The sequence below is a fragment of the Mycobacterium sp. VKM Ac-1816D genome, from assembly GCF_000416385.1.
GTDB classification, from domain to species: Bacteria; Actinomycetota; Actinomycetes; order Mycobacteriales; family Mycobacteriaceae; genus Mycobacterium; species Mycobacterium neoaurum_A.
The window spans coordinates 37,685-61,106 of sequence record NZ_AOHQ01000110.1 but is presented as its reverse complement, the minus strand read 5'-3'; the positions used below and the strand labels follow the sequence as shown (position 1 = coordinate 61,106).

At 68.4% G+C, this 23,422-nt stretch carries 23 protein-coding genes; 10 read left to right on the top strand and 13 right to left on the bottom strand.

What is annotated here, in order from left to right; genetic code table 11:
* Positions 1–36 precede the first annotated feature (36 nt).
* Positions 37–426 carry an SRPBCC family protein gene (locus tag G154_RS03265; protein ID WP_019510973.1) on the bottom strand — a complete coding sequence of 130 codons (390 nt, stop codon included), beginning with the start codon at positions 424–426 and terminating at the stop codon, positions 37–39.
* A gap of 100 nt (positions 427–526) precedes the next feature.
* On the opposite strand from G154_RS03265, the gene G154_RS03260 reads away from it, so the two are divergent.
* Positions 527–2,329: a long-chain fatty acid--CoA ligase gene (locus tag G154_RS03260; protein ID WP_023985977.1), complete on the top strand. Its 1,803-nt coding sequence runs from the start codon at positions 527–529 to the stop codon at positions 2,327–2,329.
* Position 2,330: 1 nt separating this feature from the next.
* Here G154_RS03260 and G154_RS03255 read toward each other — a convergent pair whose 3' ends face one another.
* The 4 genes from G154_RS03255 to G154_RS03240 all read right to left on the bottom strand — a co-directional run bounded on the left by G154_RS03255 (position 2,331) and on the right by G154_RS03240 (position 5,888).
* Positions 2,331–3,470 (bottom strand): glycosyltransferase family 4 protein, encoded by a 1,140-nt coding sequence (locus G154_RS03255; RefSeq protein ID WP_019510975.1) that lies wholly within the window; start codon positions 3,468–3,470, stop codon positions 2,331–2,333.
* Positions 3,471–3,480: 10 nt separating this feature from the next.
* Entirely contained in the window at positions 3,481–4,305 is an 825-nt protein-coding gene (locus G154_RS03250; protein WP_019510976.1) for a hypothetical protein, read from the bottom strand.
* A 31-nt stretch (positions 4,306–4,336) separates the two neighbouring features.
* On the bottom strand, positions 4,337–5,470 hold the full coding sequence (gene ripC, locus G154_RS03245; protein ID WP_023985978.1) for a peptidoglycan hydrolase RipC: 1,134 nt from the start codon (positions 5,468–5,470) through the stop codon (positions 4,337–4,339).
* Positions 5,471–5,624: 154 nt separating this feature from the next.
* Positions 5,625–5,888 (bottom strand): hypothetical protein, encoded by a 264-nt coding sequence (locus G154_RS03240; RefSeq protein ID WP_045546621.1) that lies wholly within the window; start codon positions 5,886–5,888, stop codon positions 5,625–5,627.
* 10 nt (positions 5,889–5,898) lie between these two features.
* Between G154_RS03240 and G154_RS03235 the strand changes: the two genes are divergently transcribed.
* The gene (locus tag G154_RS03235) at positions 5,899–7,842 is read left to right on the top strand and encodes a DEDD exonuclease domain-containing protein (RefSeq protein ID WP_234713146.1); all 1,944 of its coding nucleotides are present in this window, start codon (positions 5,899–5,901) and stop codon (positions 7,840–7,842) included.
* Here the strand turns inward: G154_RS03235 and trpD are convergent.
* Positions 7,820–8,905, bottom strand: a complete 1,086-nt coding sequence (trpD, locus tag G154_RS25815) for an anthranilate phosphoribosyltransferase (protein WP_019513629.1) — start codon at positions 8,903–8,905, stop codon at positions 7,820–7,822. The two genes, G154_RS03235 and trpD, sit on opposite strands and share 23 nt — an antisense overlap.
* Before the next feature lie 126 nt (positions 8,906–9,031).
* On the opposite strand from trpD, the gene G154_RS03230 reads away from it, so the two are divergent.
* The 5 genes from G154_RS03230 to G154_RS03210 all read left to right on the top strand — a co-directional run bounded on the left by G154_RS03230 (position 9,032) and on the right by G154_RS03210 (position 14,024).
* Complete coding sequence (locus G154_RS03230) at positions 9,032–9,643, top strand: heme-copper oxidase subunit III (RefSeq protein ID WP_081649914.1); 612 nt, start codon at positions 9,032–9,034, stop codon at positions 9,641–9,643.
* 32 nt (positions 9,644–9,675) lie between these two features.
* Positions 9,676–10,506 carry a c-type cytochrome gene (locus G154_RS03225; protein ID WP_031601586.1) on the top strand — a complete coding sequence of 277 codons (831 nt, stop codon included), beginning with the start codon at positions 9,676–9,678 and terminating at the stop codon, positions 10,504–10,506.
* Positions 10,503–11,699: a ubiquinol-cytochrome c reductase iron-sulfur subunit gene (locus tag G154_RS03220; RefSeq protein ID WP_019513626.1), complete on the top strand. Its 1,197-nt coding sequence runs from the start codon at positions 10,503–10,505 to the stop codon at positions 11,697–11,699. Before G154_RS03225 ends, G154_RS03220 begins: the two co-directional genes overlap by 4 nt.
* Complete coding sequence (locus G154_RS03215; RefSeq protein WP_192817324.1) at positions 11,681–13,357, top strand: ubiquinol-cytochrome c reductase cytochrome b subunit; 1,677 nt, start codon at positions 11,681–11,683, stop codon at positions 13,355–13,357. Before G154_RS03220 ends, G154_RS03215 begins: the two co-directional genes overlap by 19 nt.
* An 88-nt stretch (positions 13,358–13,445) precedes the next feature.
* Positions 13,446–14,024 (top strand): DUF664 domain-containing protein, encoded by a 579-nt coding sequence (locus tag G154_RS03210; protein WP_019513624.1) that lies wholly within the window; start codon positions 13,446–13,448, stop codon positions 14,022–14,024.
* Positions 14,025–14,197: 173 nt separating this feature from the next.
* On the opposite strand, the gene G154_RS03205 is transcribed toward G154_RS03210, so the two are convergent.
* The 4 genes from G154_RS03205 to G154_RS03190 form a co-directional block, all read right to left on the bottom strand.
* Positions 14,198–14,863 (bottom strand): DUF2561 family protein, encoded by a 666-nt coding sequence (locus G154_RS03205; protein WP_019513623.1) that lies wholly within the window; start codon positions 14,861–14,863, stop codon positions 14,198–14,200.
* Entirely contained in the window at positions 14,863–15,681 is an 819-nt protein-coding gene (locus tag G154_RS03200; protein WP_023985981.1) for an MmpS family transport accessory protein, read from the bottom strand. Before G154_RS03200 ends, G154_RS03205 begins: the two co-directional genes overlap by 1 nt.
* A 133-nt stretch (positions 15,682–15,814) precedes the next feature.
* Positions 15,815–16,234, bottom strand: coding sequence for a cytochrome c oxidase subunit 4 (locus G154_RS03195; protein WP_019512421.1), 420 nt, complete (start codon positions 16,232–16,234; stop codon positions 15,815–15,817).
* Between the two features lie 9 nt (positions 16,235–16,243).
* Positions 16,244–17,284, bottom strand: coding sequence for a cytochrome c oxidase subunit II (locus G154_RS03190; RefSeq protein WP_023985982.1), 1,041 nt, complete (start codon positions 17,282–17,284; stop codon positions 16,244–16,246).
* 126 nt (positions 17,285–17,410) lie between these two features.
* On the opposite strand from G154_RS03190, the gene asnB reads away from it, so the two are divergent.
* Positions 17,411–19,342 carry an asparagine synthase (glutamine-hydrolyzing) gene (asnB, locus tag G154_RS03185; protein WP_019512419.1) on the top strand — a complete coding sequence of 644 codons (1,932 nt, stop codon included), beginning with the start codon at positions 17,411–17,413 and terminating at the stop codon, positions 19,340–19,342.
* On the opposite strand, the gene G154_RS03180 is transcribed toward asnB, so the two are convergent.
* Positions 19,343–20,326, bottom strand: a complete 984-nt coding sequence (locus tag G154_RS03180) for a carbohydrate kinase family protein (protein ID WP_019512418.1) — start codon at positions 20,324–20,326, stop codon at positions 19,343–19,345.
* A gap of 148 nt (positions 20,327–20,474) precedes the next feature.
* On the opposite strand from G154_RS03180, the gene G154_RS03175 reads away from it, so the two are divergent.
* The gene (locus tag G154_RS03175; protein WP_023985983.1) at positions 20,475–21,083 is read left to right on the top strand and encodes a hypothetical protein; all 609 of its coding nucleotides are present in this window, start codon (positions 20,475–20,477) and stop codon (positions 21,081–21,083) included.
* Between the two features lie 105 nt (positions 21,084–21,188).
* Here the strand turns inward: G154_RS03175 and G154_RS03170 are convergent, their stop codons facing one another.
* Both G154_RS03170 and G154_RS03165 read right to left on the bottom strand, forming a co-directional pair.
* Positions 21,189–21,545 (bottom strand): iron-sulfur cluster assembly accessory protein, encoded by a 357-nt coding sequence (locus G154_RS03170; RefSeq protein WP_019512416.1) that lies wholly within the window; start codon positions 21,543–21,545, stop codon positions 21,189–21,191.
* Positions 21,546–21,584: 39 nt separating this feature from the next.
* The gene (locus G154_RS03165) at positions 21,585–22,664 is read right to left on the bottom strand and encodes a glycerate kinase (RefSeq protein WP_019512415.1); all 1,080 of its coding nucleotides are present in this window, start codon (positions 22,662–22,664) and stop codon (positions 21,585–21,587) included.
* A 72-nt stretch (positions 22,665–22,736) separates the two neighbouring features.
* On the opposite strand from G154_RS03165, the gene G154_RS03160 reads away from it, so the two are divergent.
* Entirely contained in the window at positions 22,737–23,414 is a 678-nt protein-coding gene (locus G154_RS03160; RefSeq protein ID WP_019512414.1) for a DUF3043 domain-containing protein, read from the top strand.
* Positions 23,415–23,422: the final 8 nt, after the last annotated feature.

The following is a 23,422-nucleotide window of genomic DNA, read 5'->3' as shown; positions in this document are numbered from 1 at the left end:
AAATCTACCCTCACCCACACAGGGGCGGCTCACTCCTCAGGCCAGCCGCGACACTCCCACCGGCCGGTTGGCCTCCAGCCGAGCCTTGACCTCGAAGGACATCTTCTTTCCCGCCACCCGGCGAGCATGGTTGAGCGCAGCGAGATTCATCCCGGCCAGCTCATGGCCGCTGACCCCGGTCGGCTCGGCGTGCAGGAAATAGTGCAGCAGAACGCCGTCCATCATGGGCTCCAGCCAGACCTCCATGGTGCCGGTCAGTGCGCCCGCCACCGTCCAGCGTTGACCTGCGGGCCCGCGATCCTCGACCACGGTGAGCGCCAGATCCGGCCACCACCGCCGCCAACTGGACACGTCGGCGACGGCGCGGCCGACCTCGGCGGGATCGGCACACACAAAGGTCTCATCGGCGATCTGCACGCTGTTCATGGCCACCTAGCTTCACATACGCCCTGCCGCAGGTGTGACACAGGCGACTAGGCTTACCGGCTAGTAACCACCCCTCCCAGGACCCGAGGTGCCCAGAATCGTGCGTGAGTTCTCCGTTCCGGCTTCGTTCGAGATCGCCGAATACGACAGCGTCGTCAGCTCGGTGTACACCCATGAACGCGACGATCCCGACCACGTCATCCTGCAACGACAGGTCGACGGTGTCTGGACCGACGTCACCTGTGCCCAGGCCGCGCAGCAGATCCGGTCGGTAGCGCTGGGACTGCTCGCCAACGATGTCGCCCCGGGTGATCGGGTGGCCATCCTGTCCGCCACCCGGTACGAGTGGGCGATCATCGATTTCGCGATCCTGTCCGTTGGCGCGGTCACCGTCCCGATCTATGAGACCTCCTCACCCGAACAGATCAAGCACGTGCTCAAGGATTCGGGCGCGGTGCTGGTGATCGCCGAGACGGCGGCGCACGCCGAGCGCGTGGAACACCAGGCCGACGAACTGCCCGGGGTGCGCGCGGTGCTGCGCATCGACAATCCGGCTGCCCCTGCCCTGCAGGTCCTCGCCGAGGTGGGCAAGGATGTCGACCCCGGTCTACTGGACGCCCGCGTCGCCGCCATCAAGTCCAGCGATCCCGCCACCCTGATCTACACCTCGGGCACCACCGGTCTGCCCAAGGGTTGCCAGCTGACGCATTCCAATCTGCTCTACGAGATCCGCGGCGCCAAGGCCGCCTTTCCCACGCTGCTGCGCAAGGGCGAACGGCTGTTGGTGTTCCTGCCGCTGGCGCACGTATTGGCCCGCGCCATCACCATCGCCGCGTTCGCCAACAAGGTGACCCTCGGCTTCACCAGCGATATCAAGAATCTGGTGCCGATGTTCGGGGTGTTCAAACCGACGCTGGTGGTGTCGGTCCCGCGGGTGTTCGAGAAGGTCTACAACACCGCCGAGCAGAACGCGCGCAACGACGGCAAGGGCCGCATCTTCGAGATCGCCGCCGACACCGCCATCGAATTCAGCAAGGCCCAGGACAGCAGCGGCGGTCCCGGGTTGCTGTTGCGACTCAAGCACGCGGTGTTCGACAAGCTGGTCTACGGCAAGCTGCGCGCCGCGCTCGGCGGCGACTGCCATGCCGCCATCTCCGGCGGGGCACCGCTTGGCGCCCGGCTCGGGCATTTCTACCGCGGCGTCGGATTGACCATCTACGAGGGATACGGCCTCACCGAGAGCAGCGCCGCCGTCACCGCCAACCAGGTGGGCGACATGTTGGTCGGGTCGGTCGGAAAGCTGTTGCCCGGCAACAGCATGCGCCTGGCCGACGATGACGAGCTGCTGCTGAAGGGCGGGGTCGTCTTCAGCGGTTACTGGAACAACGAACAGGCCACCGCGGACGCCTTCACCGATGGCTGGTTCCACACCGGCGACCTGGGCGCCATCGACGCCAACGGGTTCCTGACGATCATCGGCCGCAAGAAGGAGATCATCGTCACCGCGGGTGGCAAGAACGTGGCACCCGCGGTGTTGGAGGACCGGCTGCGGGCCCATCCGCTGATCAGCCAGGCCATGGCGGTCGGCGATGCCCAACCGTTCATCGCCGCGCTGATCACCATCGATCCCGAGGCCTTCGAGGGGTGGAAGGAGCGCAACGGCAAGGGCGGGTCGGTCACCGTCGCCGACCTTGTCGAGGACCCGGACCTGGTCGCCGAGGTGGAGTCGGCCGTCAAGGATGCCAACCAGGTGGTCTCCAAGGCGGAGGCGATCCGGACCTTCCGCATCCTTCCGGTCGATTTCACCGAGGACACCGGTGAGCTGACGCCCACGCTGAAGGTCAAGCGCAAGGTGGTCGTCGAGAAGTTCGCCGCGCAGATCGCGGCGATCTACAGCCAGTAGTTCAGCCCAGGAAGCGAGTGAGCCGGGCGCCCTGGGTGCGCCACTGCCAGTTGGCCACCACCCAGTCGCGCCCGGCCGCGCCCATCCGGGCCGCGGTCCGCGGGTCGGCCAGCAGGTCGCCGACCGCGGTGGCGATGGCGTCCACATCGGTGCCGTCGACCACCCAGCCGGTCTCCCCGTCGCGCACCGTCTCGGGTGCGCCGCCGGACCGCCCCGCCACCACCGGCACCCCGCTGGCCGACGCCTCCAGGAAGACGATGCCGAGACCCTCGACATCCAGCCCGGCCCCGCGGGTGCGGCACGGCATGGCGAACACATCGGCCATCGCGTGATGGGCCGCCAGCTCGCCGGCGGGCACACCGCCGGTGAACACGACGTCCTCGGCGACGCCGGTGCGGTGCGCCAGCTTCTCCAGGTCCGCCCGGTACGGCCCGCCGCCGACGATCACCAGCGCCGCACCCGGCACCCGGCGGCGGATCCGGTCGAACGCGCGGATCAGCATGTCCTGGCCCTTGCGCGGTACCAGCCGCGACAGGCACAGCACCACCGGTCGATCGCCCAATCCGTAGCGCACCCGAAGCTCGGCGCGGGCGACGCTGTCGGGGGTGAACCGGTCGATGTCCACCCCTGGGGACAACCGCTCCAGACACGCACCGCGACCGAACGCGGCGGCGAACCGGCCACGGGTGTAGTCGCTGACGTAGGTGATCACGTCGGCGTCTTCCCCGATGCGGCGCAGCGCCGAACGCGCCACCGGGAGCATCGACCACCCCACCTCGTGGCCATGTGTGCTGGCCACGATGCGCCCGGCGCCGGCCCGGCGGGCCAGCGGTCCCAGCAGTGCCAGCGGGGCCGCCGCACCGAACCACACCGTGTCGATGGCGTGTTCGTCGATCAGGTCGCGCATCCGGTTGGCGACCGTCGGCTCGGGCAGCATCAGGGTGCTGCGGTGACGCACCACGCGATACCCGGCGTCTGCCGCCCGCCGGTCGTACTCGTCGCAGTCCTTCCATGTCGGCGCATACACCGTGAGGTCATGGGTGCCCGCGTGCAGCAGTTCGCCAACGAACGCCTCCAGGTAGGACTGGATCCCGCCGCGGCGCGGCGGAAAGTCGTTGGTCAGCAACAGGACCCGGGTCATCCGGCCCACGCTATCGGGTCATCCAGGCACGCCATTGCGCCACCACCTCGTCCAGATCGGTTCCCAGGGTCTCCCGCACGGCGGTGGCGGGGTCGGGATGCCCGGCCCCGCAGGCCCGCAGGTAGAGCGCTTTGAGCGCCGGGGCACCGTACCGCTCGGCGACGAACCGGCTGAACCACCAGGCCCGGTCATAGGCGTCCGAACGCGCCGGGCCGGCGGTCTGCAGGTCGGCGTCCGTCGGCAGCTGCGCCAGTCGCGCGCCGTCCGGCGGGGGCGGTTGAGCCGGGCGCCCGACGTAGTCGGCCACCCCCTCGGTCAGCCAGAGCGGAGCGTCGGCCACGGTCTGCGCGCGGGCCGCGTAGTGGAACAGTTCGTGGCGGACCACGATGCCCAGGGCGGTCGCGCCCATGTCGGCGGCGCCTGGAGCAAACACCATGCCGTCGGCGGTGGTGGCGGCCGCGATATCGGCACTGCCGTGGGCGAGCACCCGGAACTGCTCGTCGGATTCGGTCACCACGACCACGATCTGGCCAGGCCAGTCCGTCCCCCAGAATGCGGAGACGGCATCCACCGCGCCGGGAAGCTCGGCGGCGATCCGGTCGATCAAGGGCTGACTGCGCGCACCGCCGAGCCCGCGCAGAGCGCCGGTGCGGCCACCGGGCAGGGCGACGGTGGTGGTGACGGCCGTGCCTGCCGGCGTGTTCGTGGCGGGCGTCGCGGTGGTCGCCATCGTCGCATCGGAACCGGACACGGCCGTCGTCGAGGTGGTCTGGCAACCGGTGAGCAGTACCGCGGCGGCTATGCCGACAATGGCGGCTATGGCGGCTATGGCCACGTCGCTGCCGCTCAGGGCGACCTTCAGCGGATCAGTACCGGCGCACGTTGTGGATGGGTGCGTTGTTGACCGGGGCCACCACCACGGGCTGACCGAAGGTCGAGGCATGCACCATCATGCCGTTGCCGATGTAGATCCCGACATGCGAGGCATCGGAGTAGTAGGACACGACATCACCGGGCTGCATCTGGTCGGTCGAGACCGGTTGGCCACCGGCGGCCAGGGCGTAGCTGGAATGCGGCAGCGAGATACCGGCCTGCCCGAAGGCCCACTTCACCAGACCGGAGCAGTCGAAGGCCCCGGGGCCCTCAGCTCCCCACGAGTACGGCGAACCGAGGCGCGTCAACGCGGCCTGCACGGCGGCCGAGCCTCCGCCGGATCCCGGCGCGGCGGCCGGCGGGGCGATATCACCGGGCGGGATACCCGCGGGCGGTGCTGCCAGCACACCGGGATCGTCTGCGGGCAACGGTGCGGGCGGGGGCGGGACGACGCCCTCGGGCACCGGCGGGATCGCGGCAAGCGTCTCGCGCTGGGCCGGGGTCAGCCGCTCGTACTGCGACTTGACGATGGCGATCTCGACCTGCAGCTTGCTTTGCTTGGATTGCAGATCAGCGCGCACTGCGGCGGCCTGCTCTGCGGCGGTCTTGGCATCGGCGGCCGAGCGCGCCGAGGCGGATTCGGCCTGCGCGGCCAAGGCGCTGGTCTGCTTGAAGTTGTGCATCTGGGCCGACATCTCGGTGGCCATCACCCGCTGCACGGCAAGCTGGTCGATGAGCACCTGCGGCGAGCTCGCCGTCAGCATGGCGTCCAGCCCGTCGGTGCGACCACCCATGTACTGCGCGGCGGCGATGTTGTTGACCGAGGTCTGGAACTTTGCCAGGTCGGCCTTCGCCGCGTCGGCGGCGGCGAGGTCGGCGTTGTGCTTGTCCTCGGCGGCGGCCTGCGCAGCCAGCTTCTCGTCGAGATCGAGCTGGGCGGCGTGCATGTTCTCGGTGGCGATCTCGGCCTGATGGGACAGCTCATTGAGCTTTGCCAGCGCATCCTCGGCCGGGTCGGCGTTGACGCCGGTGGCCAGCGATCCACCCAGGATGGTCAGGCCCGCCAACGCACCGATGAGGGCTCGCTTAACGCCACGCTTACGCCGGTCCGACAAATCAGGCCTCAAGGTATTGCGTCCTTACAACTGCGAGTCAGCCGCGACGAACTACTGTTAGGTCTCGAACAGGTTACGAAACGGCATCGGGCTTGTCCAACGGAGGGCGTGAATTCGACAGGCGTCCGGGATTAAATTTTTGCTTCCCGTGGTTGATCACGTGTCATCACGCCACACCAGTTCTACCATCCGGAGGCCCTTGCCGACGGATCGGAACCAGCCGCAGCCGCGGCGCCAAACCGACATCGGCCAACACCTCCAGCGCCTGACGCTCGTCATCCAGCAAAGTTGCCGGAACTCCGAGCAACACGCTGACCACGCAGTCCTGGCAGCCCGGACCGCGCACGGCGCAGTCATCGCAGTCGATGGTCACCGAGCCGTGCCCGGGTACCTGTGCCGCACCGCTGAACTCCTCGAAATCCTCACCCATCGGGTGTGTCATGGCCGTCCGTCCTTCCCTGCGCCGGGTCGTCCGGCGATTCCCCCGCACCGTAACGGCGGGCACCGACACGCCCCGCCGGTCCAGCCCGCGCACGCGGCTGGGGATGTCACCGCCCACGGCTACCGTCGCCGATGTGCCGCAGCTGAGCTTCGCCGACCTCGACGGTCCGGCCGACGTTTGGGCCGACCCGCTTGCCGATCCGGAAGCCGGTATCGCACTGGCCGACACGACCTTCGTGGTGGTCGATCTGGAGACCACCGGCGGCAGCCGTGAGCACGACGCCATCACCGAGATCGGTGCGGTCAAGATTCGCGGCGGCGCGGTACTCGGGGAGCTGGCCACCCTGGTCGACCCCGATTGCGTCATCCCGCCGCAGATCGTCGAGCTGACCGGAATCACCACGGCGATGGTGCGCGACGCGCCGAAGATCCACACGGTGCTCCCGGCCTTCCTGGAGTTCTCCCGCGGCGCGGTCCTGGTCGCCCACAACGCCGGTTTCGACATCGGGTTCCTGCGGGCCGCCGCGCAACGACAGGGACTGCCCTGGCCGCAGCCACAGGTGCTGTGCACGGTCAAACTCGCCCGCCGGGTGCTGACCCGCGACGAGGCGCCCTCGGTCAAGCTCTCCGCGCTGGCCCGGCTGTTCGGCGCCTCGACCACGCCGACCCACCGGGCCCTCGATGACGCCCGCGCCACCGTCGACGTCCTGCACGGCCTGATCGAACGGGTCGGCAACCAGGGCGTGCACACCTACTCCGAACTGCGCGGCTACCTACCCGACAAGAGTGCGCCACAACGTCGCAAACGCCATCTGGCCCAAGACGTTCCGAGCAGTCCGGGGGTCTACCTGTTCCGCGGGCCGGCCGACGAGGTGCTCTACGTGGGCACGGCGGTCAACCTGCGCCGCCGGGTCGGCCAGTACTTCACCGGAGCCGATCCGCGCACCCGGATGAAGGAGATGGTCGCGCTGGCCACCCGCGTCGACCATGTGGAGTGCGCGCACCAGTTGGAGGCCGGGGTGCGCGAGCTGCGGCTGCTGGCGGCCCACGCGCCGCCCTACAACCGGCGGTCGAAATTCCCGCGCAAGTGGTGGTGGATCACCCTGACCGAGGAGGCGTTCCCCCGGTTGTCGGTGGTCCGCCGCCCGCGCAGCCCGCGCGCGCTGGGGCCGTTCACGGCGCGAGCCGACGCCGTCGACACCGCCGAGGTGCTGGCCCGCGGCGCCGGTCTGCGCACCTGCACCGCCCGGCTGTCCCGCAGCGCACAGCACCGCTGCGCCGAACGCGAGCTCTCCCCCTGCCCTGCCCCGCCCGGTGCGGATTTGGCCGGGTACGCCTCGGCCGCGCGCCGGGCGGCCGATCTGATCGACGGCGCCGACCACAGCGTCATCGCCCACGTCGTCGGACAGATCGAGGAATTGGCCGGCCAACACCGCTATGAGACCGCGGCCCGCTTACGCGATCACACCGCGACCGCGGTCGAGAAGATCGCCCGTGGCCAACAGTTGCGCGCCCTGGCCGACGTCGATCAGATCGTGGCGGCCCAGCCGGACGGCCAGGGCGGCTGGCACCTCGCGGTCATCCGGCACGGGCAGCTCGCCTCGGCCGGGTGCGCCCGCCGGGGTGTTCCGCCGATGCCGGTGGTGGACGCCATCACCGCTGCGGCACAGACGATCCTGGGCGAGGACGCGCCGCTGGGCGGTGCGTTGGTCGAGGAGACGGGGCTGATCGCCCGGTGGCTGACCACTCCCGGGGTGCGCATCGTGACCGCCGAGCCCGGCTACGCGTCACCGATCGGATCGGTGATGCACTGGGCCGGCTGGGCGGCCCGTGCGCGCACCGCGCAGCTGGCCAGCAGACCCGAGACCGATCTGCTCGACGACCGCTACGGCGTGCATCCGCCGCGCCGGGCGGACCGCGCTAGCTTGCGGCCTTCTGGGTGAAGCGCACCCAGTTGGCCAGCAGCCGCTCCGCTGCGCCCGAGTCGATCGACTCGGCGGCCCGGGCCAGCGCGGACTCCCAGGACGGTGTCCATTGCGCATCACTGGTCAGTCCGGCGTGGGCCACCATCGCGCCGGCGGCGTTGAGGATCACCGCATCGCGCACCGGGCCCTGGGCCCCGCCCAGCACCGCACGCACCGAGGCCGCGTTGGCCTCGGCATCGCCGCCGACGAGCTCGCTGAGATCGGCCCGCCGGAAACCGAACGCGGCGGGGTCCAGCGTCAGCCGGTCCACCGTGCCTGCCTGCACCCGCCAGATGGTGCTGGTGGTCGTCGTGGTGAGTTCGTCGAGACCGTCATCGCCGTGCACCACCAGCGCGCTGGCACCGCGGGCGGCGAAGACCCCGGCCATCACCTCGGCCAGATCGCCCCAGGCGCAACCGAACAGCCCGGCGCGCGGCGCGGCCGGGTTGGTCAGCGGACCGAGCAGGTTGAAGACCGTGGGCACGCCGATCTCGCGGCGCACCACCGAGGCATGCCGGTAGGACGGATGGAACTGCGGCGCGAAGGCGAAGGCGATACCGACCTCGGCGACGCTGCGGGCCACCTCGTCGGGTCCCAGGTCGATGCGCACGCCCAGCGCCTCGAGGGTGTCGGCGCCACCGGACAGCGACGAGGCGGCGCGGTTGCCGTGTTTGACCACCGGGATACCGGACGCCGCGGTGACGATGGAGGCCATGGTCGACAGGTTCACGGTGTTGGCGCCGTCGCCGCCGGTGCCGACGATGTCCACGGCCTCGGCCGCCCGGTCACCGATCAGTGCGGCCGGGATTCGGCGGGCATGCTTGAGCATGGTGTCGGCCAGTTCGGTCACTTCCGCCGACGTCGGTCGCTTCATCCGCATCGCCACCGCGAACCCGGAGATCTGCGCCGGGGTCGCCGAGCCGGTCATGATCTGGTCCATGGCCCATGCCGACTGGCCGCGCAACAGATCCTGATGCGTGGTGAGCCGACCCAGGATCAGGGGCCAGGTGATGTTCTCGGAGACGTTCTCAGCGGATGACACGCCGTGATGTTATCGCCCGTGCGCGCACCGTTATCCGGCCGTCACCAGTGGTGCACCGCCTCGGGTTTCTGCCCAATTCTGAACCCGGCTGGTGTTCGTCAACTACAAAGCGTCATACTTGCACCTGTGACGAGCGCTGTTGGGACCTCGGGGACCGCGATTACCTCCCGCGTACATTCGCTGAACAGGCCGAATATGGTCAGTGTCGGCACCATCGTGTGGCTTTCCAGTGAGCTGATGTTCTTCGCTGGTCTGTTCGCGATGTACTTCACCGCGCGGGCTCAGGCACAGGGTGTATGGCCGCCCGAGCCGACCGAGCTGAACCTGTGGTTGGCCGTACCGGTCACCGCGGTGCTGGTCGCCTCCTCCTTCACCTGCCAGATGGGTGTCTTCGCCGCCGAGCGGGGTGACGTCTTCGGGCTGCGCCGCTGGTACGTGATCACGCTCCTGATGGGCACGTTCTTCGTACTCGGCCAGGGCTACGAATACATCCACCTCGTCGAGCACGGCACCACGATCCCGGGCAGTGCGTACGGGTCGGTGTTCTATCTGGCCACCGGCTTCCACGGCCTGCACGTGATCGGCGGTCTGGTCGCCTTCATCTTCCTGCTGATCCGTACCCGGATGAGCAAGTTCACTCCCGCACAGGCCACCGCCGCGATCGTCGTGTCGTACTACTGGCACTTCGTCGACATCGTGTGGATCGCGCTGTTCGCAGTCATCTACTTCGTACGGTGACCGGCTCGCCGATGCGTCCGTTGACCTCAAAGATGAGAAGGGGATCGATGTCGTCCACCAAGTCCCGCCGTCGGTTTCGACGCCGTGTGTCGGCAGCGCTGCTGCTGCTGCTCGGGTTGTCGGCAGCCGGTGTAGTCGCCGCAACGCTGACGCCGACACCTCAGGTGGCGGTGGCCGACGAATCGCAGTCGGCGCTGCTGCGCACCGGTAAGCAGCTGTTCGACACCTCGTGCATCAGCTGCCACGGCGCGAACCTGCAGGGTGTCACCGACCGCGGTCCCAGCCTGATCGGCACCGGTGAGGCGGCCGTGTACTTCCAGGTCTCCACCGGCCGGATGCCCGCGATGCGCGGCGAGGCGCAGGCCCCGCGCAAGGATCCGGTCTTCGACGAGCATCAGATCGACGCACTGGGCGCCTACGTCCAGGCCAACGGTGGCGGGCCGATCGTCCCGCGGGAGGCCAACGGCCAGATCGCCGATGAGTCCCTGCTGGCCGGCGACGTCGCCCGCGGCGGCGACCTGTTCCGGTTGAACTGCGCCTCCTGCCACAACTTCACCGGCAAGGGCGGAGCCCTGTCCTCCGGTAAGTACGCCCCGGACCTCGGTGAGGCCGCGAAGGTCCCCGCGCAGGTGTACACCGCGATGCTCACCGGACCCCAGAACATGCCGAAGTTCTCGGATCGTCAGCTCACCCCCGAGGAAAAGGCCGACATCGTCACCTATGTGGTCGAGGCGGCCAACACCCCGGATCCCGGCGGCTACGGTCTCGGCGGCTTCGGCCCCACCACTGAAGGCATGGCCATCTGGATCATCGGGATCGTGGCCGCAGTCGGCATCACGATGTGGATCGGAGCTCGTGCATGAGCGCGAACATCAAGGGTAGCGACACCTCGGGCGGGCCGGTCCCCGGTCAGCCCAGTGACGAGGAACTGGCGAAGATGTCCCGCGAGGAGCTGCTCGAACTGGGCGGCAAACTCGACGGTGTCGAGATCGTCTACAAGGAGCCGCGCTGGCCGGTCGAGGGAACCAAGGCCGAGAAGCGCGCCTCGCGCACCGTCGCCTACTGGTTGTTGCTCGGCGGTTTCTCCGGGCTGGCCCTGCTGCTGGTCTTCCTCTTCTGGCCGTGGGAGTACGTCCCCTACGGTGGCGAGGGCGAACGCCTCTACACGCTGGCCACCCCGCTCTACGGCCTGACCTTCGGTCTGTCGATCCTGGCCATCGGTGTCGGCGCGGTGCTCTTCCAGAAGAAGTTCATCCCCGAAGAGATCACCATCCAGGACCGCCATGACGGCGCGTCGGCGGAAATCCACCGCAAGACCATCGTCGCGAACCTGACCGATGCGCTCGAGGGTTCGACGATCAAGCGTCGCAAGCTGATCGGCCTGTCGGCCGGTATCGGCCTGGGCGCCTTCGGCCTGGGCACCCTGGTGGCCTTCATGGGCGGCCTGATCAAGAACCCGTGGAAGCCGGTCGTGCCGACCGCCGAGGGCAAGAAGGCCGTGCTGTGGACCTCCGGCTGGACCCCGCGCTACGAGGGCGAGACGATCTACGTGGCCCGCGCGACCGGTCTGCCCGGCGAGTCGGCGTTCGTCAAGATGCGTCCCGAGGACATCGACGCCGGCGGCATGGAGACCGTGTTCCCGTGGCGTGAGTCCGACGGCGACGGCACCACCGTCGAGTCGTCGCACCACCTGTTCGAGATCGCCATGGGCGTGCGCAACCCGGTGATGCTCATCCGCATCAAGCCCCAGGACATGCCGCGCGTGGTCAAGCGTCAGGGCCAGGAGAGCTTCAACTTCGGTGAGCTGTTCGCCTACACGAAGGTCTGCTCGCACCTGGGCTGCCCGTCATCGCTGTACGAGCAGCAGACCTACCGGATCCTGTGCCCGTGCCACCAGTCGCAGTTCGACGCGCTGCACTTCGCGCGCCCGATCTTCGGCCCCGCTGCCCGAGCCTTGGCGCAGCTGCCCATTACCATCGACAAGGACGGCTATCTGGTCGCCAACGGCGACTTCATCGAACCCGTCGGACCGGCATTCTGGGAGCGGAAATCATGAGTCCCAAGCTCGCTGATATCGCAGCCGCACAAGGTGATGCGATCGATTCCCGCTATCACCCCTCGGAGGCGGTGCGGCGCGGAGTCCTGAACAAGGTCTTCCCCACCCACTGGTCGTTCCTGCTGGGTGAGATCGCGCTGTACAGCTTCATCATCCTGTTGATCACCGGTGTGTGGTTGACGCTGTTCTTCGATCCGTCGATGGCACACGTCACCTATGACGGCGTCTACCAGCCGCTGCGCGGTATCCAGATGTCACGGGCCTACGAATCGGCCCTGGAGATCAGCTTCGAGGTCCGCGGCGGCCTGTTCGTGCGACAGGTCCACCACTGGGCGGCCCTGCTGTTCGCGGCGTCGATCATGGTGCACCTGGCGCGCATCTTCTTCACCGGTGCCTTCCGTAGGCCACGCGAGGCCAACTGGGTCATCGGCTCGCTGCTGCTGATCCTGGCGATGTTCGAGGGTTACTTCGGCTACTCGCTGCCCGACGACCTGCTCTCCGGCACCGGCCTGCGCGCCGCGTTCTCCTCGATCACCCTCGGTATGCCGGTCATCGGAACCTGGCTGCACTGGGCGCTCTTCGGCGGCGACTTCCCCGGCGAGATCATCATCCCGCGCCTGTACGCACTGCACATCCTGCTGATCCCGGGCATCATGCTCGCGCTCATCGGCGTGCACATGGCGCTGGTGTGGTTCCAGAAGCACACCCAGTTCCCCGGCCCCGGCCGTACCGAGAAGAATGTCGTCGGCGTGCGCGTCATGCCGGTGTTCGCGGTCAAGTCGGGCGCCTTCTTCGCCATGATCACCGGTCTGCTGGGCCTGATGGGCGGTCTGCTGCAGATCAACCCGATCTGGGTGCTCGGCCCGTACAAGCCCTCGCAGATCTCGGCGGGTAGCCAGCCGGACTTCTACATGATGTGGACCGACGGTCTGGCCCGTACCTGGCCGGCGTGGGAGTTCTACATCGGCAACTACACCATCCCGCAGTCGGTGTGGGTCGCCATGGGCATGGGCCTGGTCTTCGTGCTGCTGATGGCCTACCCCTTCATCGAGAAGAAGCTCACCGGCGACGATGCGCACCACAATCTGTTGCAGCGTCCGCGTGACGCTCCGACACGGACCGCAGTGGGCGCCGCGGCGATCTCGTTCTACATCCTGCTGACCTTCATGTGCATGAACGACATCATCGCGCTGAAGTTCCACATCTCGCTGAACGCGACCACGTGGATCGGCCGTATCGGCATGGTCGTGCTGCCGATGATCGTCTACTACATCACCTACCGGTGGGCGATCAGCCTGCAGCGCAGTGACCGTGCGGTGCTTGAGCACGGTATCGAGACGGGCATCATCACCCGTCTGCCGCACGGCGCCTACATCGAGCTGCACCAGCCGCTCGGCCCGGTCGACGAGCATGGACACCCGATTCCGCTGGAATACCAGGGTGCCGCGCTGCCGAAGCGGATGAACAAGCTCGGGTCCGCCGGTTCGCCGGGTACCGGTAGCTTCCTCAAGGCCGATCCGATCGAAGAGCACGAGGCGCTGACCGAGGCGGCTCACGCCGCCGAGCACAAGGCGCTGGCGGTGCTCAGCAAGAGCCAGGGCACCAATGGCTCGAACGGCCATGGCTCCAACGGAAACGGCTCCAACGGGCACCACTAGAGATCGACCGACAGAGGCCCGCGCAGTCTTGGCTGCGCGGGCCTTTTTCGTGCTCCACTCCCCTACCCCGGTGGTTAGTCTGAGGCTCATGTCCGTCGACCCGCCATGGGAGCCACCCCTGTCCGGCTCCGAGGAACAACATCTGCTGGGCGCTCTGGACCGGCTGCGGTCCACGTTCCGGTGGAAGGCCGACGGCCTGGACGCCGCGGGGCTGGCCACCCGGATCGGGGCCTCCACACTCACTCTCGGCGGATTGCTCAAACACCTGGCACGTGCCGAGGCGCAGCGATTCGGCCCCGGTCTGGACGATTCCGCCATGGGCGAGCCCTGGGACAGCGTTTATCAGGACGAAGCCGACTGGGATGCCGACCCGGACTGGGATTTCACCTCCGCCGCCCAAGACTCCCCCGCCCGGCTGTACGCGCTGTGGGACGACACCGTCGCGCGGTCGAGGACCAGGCTCGCGGCGGCGCTGGCCGACGGCGGCCTTGACCAACCGGTGAACATCGTCTGGTCCGACGGTCGCCGGGCGAGCCTGCGCCGCAGCGTGTGCGATCTGATCGAGGAGTACGGCAGGCATACCGGGCATGCCGATCTGCTGCGGGAGGCGGTCGACGGCCTGGTCGGCGAGGATCCACCGCAGGATTGGCGCCCGAGCACCGGTTAGCCCTGCCTACCTGTATCGGCCTACGTGTGTTCAGTCAGAACAGCACCGTCCGCGTCGACACGGCATTCACGTAGGTCCGCCGGCCCCAATCCCCTACCCCAGTTCAGCTTCGGCGGCCAACCCACCGTTACGACTGACGCCAGGGAGACGCCCGTCGGCTCCCGAAACAAACCTCAGGCGGCGGGTGTGCCCAGCCCCAGCACCGCGCGCAGCTCGCGCAGGAAGAACCACGGCAGCACAGGCATGGCGAGGGTGACCAGCCCGGCGATGATGAAGAGCGCGATCGCACCCGTCTCGTTGTCGCCGGCCAGTAGATAGGTCGCCACGGCCACCGCGAGGGTGCCCGCGCCGACGGCGGCGAGCACGCCCGCTGTGCAGCGCAGATAGACCTGTTCCACGACCGCGGGCAGTGCACCGGCACGCACGGCGGGCTCGCTACCGACGACCGGCGTCTCGGCGGCGCGTCGGCGACCGGGACGGGGCGTGATCGCGGCGATGTCCTCGGACACCGACCCCCCGGCCGGGGTGAAGCTGCGCACCGGCCGCTCGCTGCTCTGCTTACGGGCCCGGACCAGCAGGGGGATCGCCACCGCGATGACCACGGCGGACACCCCGATGACGGTGTAGAGGACCCAGGGTGTCTGCGAACCGGAGGCCTCGGCGAGCTCGGCGCGCACCGTGCCGCGCCCACTGCCCAGGTCGACGAGGCGCACCACCGCCGCGACGGACACACCGAGGGCGGCCAGCCACACCGCGGCGCACACGCCGAGCAGGATGCGGTCGAGGTCGGGCGGGCCCGAAAGCGTCCGCGATGTCCTTGGTGTCGTGATATCCGGCATCAGCAGCTCGTCTGCGCGGCGTTGCCGGTGTTGGACGACAGGACTGTCCCGTCGCTGGTGGTGATGGAGCAATTCAGCCGGCTCACCAGGAACAGACTGGACGCTTGCACCGAGCCCACCTCCGACTGCGATATCGGGGTCACCGTCAGTGACCAGGGAATGTAGACATTGCGCTGGGTGCGGCTGCGGCCCGACGCGTCGATATAGGTCACGGTGATGATGTCACCGGGAGCCTTGGTGCCGGTCACCGTGTAGGTGACCTGCCGCGGTCCCGCGGGCCGCGTCGTCGTCGGTGGTGGCGGGGGCGGGGCCTCGCTGGTGGCCGGCGGCGGCGCGGGCTCCTCGGCCGGCGGCGGCGGAGGCGGGGGCGGCGGCTCCTGGGTCACCGTCACCGTTTCCGGCGGCGGAGGCGGCGGTGCCTCGGTGGTCGGAGGCGGCGGGGGTGGCGGCGGAGGCGTGGTCGTGGTGATCGCGTCCTGCACCGGCGGCGCCGTCGTGGTGGACGTCGTGGGATTAGCCATGTTGTCGCTGTCGGTACGCGTTACCAGCAGGGCGACGGAGGCGACCAGGGAGATCGCGGCGACGATGGCCACGACACCGACCACCCACGGCCAGCGCGGCGGCCGGTCGTCCTCGGGTTCCAGCGGCGCATAGTTGTCGTAGTCGTAGAGCGCCGGATCCGGCGGCACGTACGGGGCGCTGACGAACTGTTCGGATTCTGGGGCGGAGTATGCCCGCGAATGGATATCGGTCTCGTCGGACCGGGACTTCTTATCCCTGTCCCCGCCCGAAGACTCCGGTCCTGACGGCCCGCTCATCTGCAACTAAACCTCGGCCTATCCATCTCGACTGCTGCCTCGGCAAGATTACCCAACACCGCGACCATCCGGACCGGGCCGACACGGTACGCCGACGAACTGACGCACGGTTGTGACCTGGCCGAAGGTGGGGTCAGTGCTTCTCGGGGCCGGTGTAGTACTCGAAGACCAGGCCGGCGGCAGACGCCAGCACGAAGCAGATGCCCGCGACGATCAGCCACGGCAGCCACAGCGCCGCACCGACGGCGGCGGTCGAGAAGGACAGCGCGATCAGGATGGGCCACCAGCTGTGCGGGCTGTAGAAGCCCAACTCGCCGGCGCCGTCACTTATCTCGGCGTCTTCGTAGTCCTCGGGCCGGGTGTCCAGGCGCCGTGCCACGAAGCGGAAGAAGGTGCCGGTGATGAGTGTCAGACCGGTGGACAGCACCAGCGCGGTGGTACCCGCCCACTCGATGCCACCGGTGGCGAACAGCGCGGTCAGCACTGCGTACACCACTGCGGCCAGCACAAAGAATCCGGTCAGGAACTCGAACAGCCTGGCTTCGATATGCATGCGTGGTCCTTACTTGCTCGCCTGCGCGGGGGCGCCGACCTGCTCACCGCGGCGGGTGTCGAACGGGAAGGTGGTGGTGGCCAGCGGGTCCTGACCGATGGCCTGCAACGCCTGGGCGTTGGTGGCCTCCGGGTTGGCCTCGCGATACTCAAGGTAGGCCTTGAAGTCGTTGGGCTCCACGACACGAACCTCGAAGTTCATCATCGCGTGGTAGGTGCCGCACATCTCGGTGCAGCGCCCGACGAAGGCACCGGTCTGCTCGATCTCGCTGACCTGGAACACGTTGTCGGAGTTGTTCTCCTTGGGGTTGGGCAGCACGTCCCTCTTGAACAGGAACTCCGGCACCCAGAAACCGTGGATCACGTCGGCCGAAGCGATGACGAACTCGATGCGCTTGCCCTTGGGCAACACCAGGACCGGGATCTCGTTGCTGGTACCGAGCGTCTCGATCTTGTTGAAGTTCAGGTAGCTGCGATCTTCGCTGTTCTTGCCCGCCAGCGGTCCGACCCGCTCGATACCGTGCTCGTCGACGCCCTCGGGCACCGAACGCATGGCTTCCTTGCGCTCGTTGTCGACGCCGTCGTAGGCCAGCGTGCCGTCGGCGAAGTCGACCTTCTGGTAGCCGAACTTCCAGTTCCACTGGAAGGCGGTGACGTCGACGACGACCTCGGGATTGGGATCCTTGTGCAGCATCCGCTCCTGCACCACCACGGTGAAGTAGAAGAGCACCGAGATGATCAGGAACGGCACGACGGTGAGCACGAGCTCAAGGGGCATGTTGTAGCCGAACTGACGGGGCAGTTCGGTATCGGTCGCCTTCTTGCGGTGGAAGACGCTGGTCCAGAAGATCAGCGCCCACACGATGCCGCCCACGACGAACGAGGCGATGACCGACCACACCCACAGGTCGCGGTTCAACCGCGCCTCCGGGGTGATGCCCTGCGGCCAGCCGAGTCCGAAGATCTCCTGGTAGCTGCAGCCGCTCAGCAGGATGGCCGTACCACCCAAAACCAATGACAACGCCACCAAACGAACCCCGCGAGCGGTCACGTTGGCGCCTCCTAGATGAAGTCGGTGAACCGCAGTGCGGTCGGTCAAACTTGGCGAATACTACGCAGCGTAGACCACGCCCGCCGGGTCGAGCGAAGCGACCGCACGATTCGGCATACTGGCGCGGTGTGCGGACTGCTGGCGTATCTGACCGACCCGACCGTTCAGACCACTCCGATGCTGGTCGAAGCGGTTTCGGGGGCCTCGCATCTGATGCGTCACCGTGGCCCCGACGAACCGGGAACATGGTCCGACGAGGATGTCGTGTTGGGTTTCAACCGACTGTCGATCATCGATATCGCGCACAGTCATCAGCCGCTGCGCTGGGGGCCCGCCGAGGCCCCCGATCGCTACGCGCTGGTGTTCAACGGCGAGATCTACAACTACCTGGAGTTGCGGGAGGCGCTGCGCGAGGAGTTCGGCGCGGTCTTCCACACCGACGGTGACGGTGAGGCGATCGTCGCGGGCTTCCATTACTGGGGCACCGATGTGCTGAATCGGCTGCGCGGCATGTTCGCCTTCGCGCTCTGGGACACCCAGACCGCCGAGCTGCTGTGCGCCCGTGATCCGTTCGGCATCAAACCCCTCTACATGTCCACCGGGCCGGGCGGGACGGTCGTCGGCAGCGAGAAGAAGTGCCTTATCGACCTCGCCCCGACGGCCGGGCTGGATCTCGATATCGACGATCGCGCCGTGCAGCACTACACCGTGCTGCAGTACGTCCCCGAGCCCGAGACGCTGCATCGCGGGATCCGTCGGCTCGAGTCGGGCAGCTACGCCGTCATCCGGCCCGGCCGGGCGCCGGTGGTCAGCCGCTACTTCCGCCCGCGGTTCGCCGCGGTGCCCTTCGTCGACGGCGCCGAGCAGGCCCGCTACGACGAGATCACCGCGGTGCTCGAGGACTCCGTCGCCAAGCACATGCGCGCCGATGTGACGGTCGGCGCATTCCTGTCCGGCGGTATCGATTCGACGGCCATCGCGGCGCTGGCGATGCGGCACAATCCACGCTTGATCACCTTCACCACCGGTTTCGAGCGGGAGGGGTTCTCCGAGGTCGATGTCGCCGTCGAATCGGCGAAGGCGATCGGGGCGCGCCATGTGACGAAGGTGGTCAGCGCCGAGGAGTTCGTCAGCGCACTGCCCGAGATCGTCTGGTACCTCGACGAGCCGGTGGCCGACCCCGCGCTGATACCGCTGTTCTTCATCGCCCGCGAGGCGCGCAAGCACGTCAAGGTGGTGCTCTCCGGCGAGGGCGCCGACGAGCTCTTCGGCGGCTACACCATCTACCGGGAGCCGTTGTCGCTCAAGGCGTTCGATTACATTCCGCGACCACTGCGGCGGTCGCTTGGCAAGGCGTCGCGCCCGCTGCCCGAGGGCATGCGGGGCAAGAGCCTGCTGCACCGCGGTTCGATGACGCTGGAGCAGCGCTACTACGGCAACGCCCGCAGCTTCTCCGACGAGCAGTTGCGCGCCACCCTGCCCGGGTTCCGGCCGGACTGGACCCACACCGACGTGACCGCGCAGCTGTACGCCGAATCGGCGGGCTGGGATCCGGTGGCACGCATGCAGCACATCGACCTGTTCACCTGGTTGCGTGGCGACATCCTGGTCAAGGCCGACAAGATGACCATGGCCAACTCGCTGGAACTGCGGGTGCCGTTCCTGGACCCCGAGGTGTTCGAGGTGGCCTCCCGGCTGCCCTTCGACCAGAAGATCACCCGCACCACCACCAAGTACGCGCTGCGCCGCGCGCTGGAGCCGATCGTCCCCGCGCATGTGCTCAACCGGCCCAAGCTGGGCTTCCCGGTGCCGATCCGACACTGGCTCAAGACCGGGCCGCTGCTGGACTGGGCCCAGCACACCATCGAGACGTCGCAGGCAGGCGATCTGGTCGATCTGGCCGCGGTGCGCACCATGCTCGACGATCACCGCGCCGGATCCGGCGATCACAGCCGCCGGTTGTGGACGGTGCTGATCTTCATGCTGTGGCATGCCATCTTCGTCGAGGGCACGGTGTCACCGCAGATCAGCGAACCGACCTACCCGGTGCAGCTGTAACTATCCGGCGGCGCCGATCGCCGCACCGATCTCGGCGCCGGCCTCGGCGCCGAAGGCCTCGGAGATGCGCGCCACCGCGGAGTCGCGGTCCCAGGTCCACTCCTGCGGACCGGTGGCTTCCAGCACCAGGGTGGCCACCAGCGAGGCCAGCTGAGCCGACCGTTCCAGGCTGAGCCCGGCGGACCGGCCGGTCAGGAACCCGGCACGGAACGCGTCGCCGATGCCGGTCGGGTCGGCCTGATGGCGCTCCGGGACGATGCCGACGTGCACGAAGGTGCCATCGCTTCCGACGATGTCGACGCCCTTCTCCCCCAGCGTCGTGACGCGCATCTTGATCTGGCCCATGACCTGGGCCTCGGAGAGTCCCGACTTCTGCAGCAGCAGATCCCACTCGTAGTCGTTGGTGAACAGGTAGGTCGCACCGTCGATAAGGCGGCGGATCTGCTCACCGTCGAGGCGGGCCAGCTGCTGGGAGGGGTCGGCGGCGAATGCCAGGCCCAGTTCGCGGCACTGGTCGGTGTGGCGGAACATGGCGTCCGGGTCGTTGGCACCGATGATCACCAGTTCCGGTGCACCGCTGCGCTTCACGAGTTCGGCGAGGTCGATGTTGCGGGCCTCGGACATCGCGCCCGGGTAGAACGACGCGATCTGGGCCATCGCCTCGTCGGTGGTGCAGACGAACCGCGCGGTGTACGCGCTGTCGGAGATCAGCACGTTCTCGGTGTTGACGCCGTGGTCGTCGAGCCATTGGCGGTAGTCACCGAAATCCTGGCCCGCCGCGCCGACGAGGGCGACATCACCGCCGAGCACGCCGATCGCGAAGGCCATGTTGCCCGCGACGCCGCCGCGGTGCATCACCAGGTCGTCGACCAGGAAACTCAGCGACACCTTCTGCAGGTGGTCCGGCAGCAGCTGCTCGGAGAACTTGCCGGGGAACTTCATCAGATGGTCAGTCGCAATGGATCCGGTCACCGCAATGGTCACGAAAAAACGCCCTTCGAAAGTCATCAAGTTAGCTAGGCGCACCTTACAGACGCATGGACGACGGCGCTTCGGCACCGATGCCGTAGGCCCGGGGTGCGCTAGCCTGCTTATCAGTCCGATCTTCATCCCAGACTGCGGAAAGCACCACATGTCCGGCCCCGTGCCCTATCCCGATTCTCCTCCCCCGCAAGGTTTTCCACCGCCGAGCGGGCCACCGGGAGCCGGGCAGTTCGGGTATCCGGGCGCCCTGCCCCCGCCGGTGCCGTACCCCAGGAACAACCGGCGGCGATACCTGGTGATCGGCGCGGTCGCCGTCGCGGCGGTCGTGGTGGTCGCCGGGGCCGCGGTGGTGCTCACCGGACGGGACCCGGGCCCCGAGCCGATGACGGCCCAGACCGTGCAACCGGCCATCCAGGGTTTTCTGGACGCTCTGGCCGACGGGGATGTCGAGGTGATCGCCCGGCACACCCTGTGCGGGTTGTATGACGAGGTCGCCGACCGTAAGTCCGATCTGGCGCTGGCCGAGCTGAACGCCGACGGTTTCGAGAAGCAGTACGGCCGCGTCCAGGTCACCTCGATCGACAAGCTGGTGCCGTGGTCGACCAATCAGGCCCAGGCGTTGTTCACCATGCGGGTCACCGAATCCGGGCGGGGTCGCGGTGCGGTGCCGGTAGGTACCGATATGCAGGCCGTCGGCCAGCTGTTGGCGTTCGACGACGAGATCCTCGTGTGTTCTTACGTGCAGCGCACGGGCTGACCGCGTGCAGCGCACGGGCTGACAAAGCGCAACGGACCGGCTGAACGAGTCAGCCGGTCCGGGTGAGCGTGATCGACCTGCCGGCGCGCGGCCTGGTCGGTCGGATCAGTTGAACGAGTCGCCGCAGGCGCAGGACCCGGTGGCGTTGGGGTTGTCGATCGTGAAGCCCTGCTTCTCGATGGTGTCGACGAAGTCGATGGTGGCGCCTTGGATATACGGTGCGCTCATCCGGTCCACGGTCAGCGCCACCCCACCGAACTCGGTGGTCAGGTCACCGTCGAGGGTGCGGTCGTCGAAGAACAGGTTGTAGCGCAGTCCGGCGCATCCGCCCGGCTGCACCGCGATGCGCAGCGCCAGGTCGTCGCGGCCTTCCTGGTCAAGCAGCGCCTTGGCCTTGGCCGCCGCGGCGTCGGTCAGCACCGCACCATGGGTTTCGGTGGTGGTGTCGTCCTGAACAGTCATTGCATCTCCTGAAGAAGTGCTGGTGCAATCGCGATGTCTTCAACGGTACCTTGCTCGGTCACTATTCCCGAGCCGTGCGGGCCAGTCGGCCGCGGTGCGCCGGGCCAGTCCGGTCAGCTGGGCCTGCGCATCGTCCATGGCCAGCTGTACCGAACCCGCGAAATCGGTCACCGAATGGGCGGCCGCGATCCCCGCGTCGGCCAGTGCCGCCGTATCAAGGGTGACCTGGCCCGCCAGCACCAGCACCGGGACATCGCGTTCGCGCACACCGCCGGCCAGCGCACTGACCACCTTGCCGTGCAGCGACTGGTCGTCGAAACGGCCCTCACCGGTGATGACGAGTTCGGCGGCGGCCAGATCGTCGGTCAGCCCGGTGTGCTCGGCGATGACGGCGGCCCCGGATTCGCGACGGCCGCCGAGGGCCAGCAGCGCGGCGCCGAGCCCACCGGCCGCGCCCGCCCCGGCCTGTTCTGCGATACCCGGCCCGAGCTGGGACGCCCACTCGGTGAGCCGCTCTTCCAGCAGCGCGACGGTCGCGGCGTCGGCACCCTTCTGCGGACCGAACACCGCTGCCGCGCCCATCGGTCCCAGCAGCGGGTGTTCGACGTCGCTGGCAGCGATCAGTTCGATCCCGGCCAGCCGCCGACGGGCGGCGGACAGTCCGCCCAGTGCCTCGACCAGACCCCGGCCGCCGTCGGTGGTCGCGCTGCCGCCGAGGCCGACGACGATCCGCTGGGCACCCGCCCCGACGGCCGCCGCGACGAGTTCGCCGACCCCGCGGGTGTCGGCGGTGACGGCGGTCTCCGGATCGGGGCGCCTGCCGAGCAGGGTCAGACCACACGCCTGCGCACACTCGATATAGGCGGTCTCGCCGTGGTGCACCCAGTGCGCGTCCACCCAGCCGCCCAGCGGTCCGTGCACCGTGACCGGCCGCAGCCCACCGAGCCTGCTGGCCAGGACCTCGACGAACCCCGGGCCGCCATCCGATTGCGGGGCAAAGGTCAGGGTGTCGGCCGGGCGGGCCTCGGCCCATCCCGCGGCGATTGCCCGGGCGGCCTGCACCGCGGTGAGGGTGTCGCCGAAGCAGTCCGGCGCTATCAGTACCGCCAGGCCAGTCATGCCAGCAGCGTAGAGGGTGGCTTTGGCAGGTGCATGCCGGGCCTCGGGGTCGGGGCAAGTAACCTTGCGGGCGTGAAGCTGCTCGGCCGAAACAAGGACAACCCCGAACCGGAGGATGCGGAATCCGCCGGGCAGTCGGGCTCGGCGGCCGATGTTGCCGAGGCCAGGAACACGGGGACCGCGCCGAAGGGCCGACCGACCCCCAAGCGCAGCGAGGCGGCCCGTAAGCGCGGTCCGGTGGCTCCGGCGCCCATGACGACGGCCGAGGCCCGCAAGCGCCGTAAGGCCGTCGCGGGGCCGAAGTTGTCCAAGGAGGAGCGCAAGGCCCAGAAGCTGACCCGGCGCGCCGATATGGCCGACCGCCGGGAGCGCATGATGGCCGGTGACGACGCCTACCTGCTGCCCCGCGACAAGGGCCCGGTGCGCCGCTACGTGCGCGACCTGGTCGATGCCCGCCGCAATCTGCTCGGGTTGTTCATGCCGATCGCGCTCGGCCTGATCCTGGTGACCCTGTCGGTCCCCTCGCCCGCCGTGCAGCAGCCGCTGTCGTTCGCGATGCCGGTGCTGCTGGTCGTGATGGTCATCGACGGGGTGATCGTGGGCCGCTACGTCAACCGCAAGGTCGACGAGAAGTTCCCCGACAACACCGAAACCGGGTTCAAGCTGGGTTTCTATGCCGCCAGCCGCGCCTCGCAGTTGCGCCGGATGCGCGCCCCGCGCCCGCAGGTCAACCGCGGCGACGACGTCTGAGCCGGGCC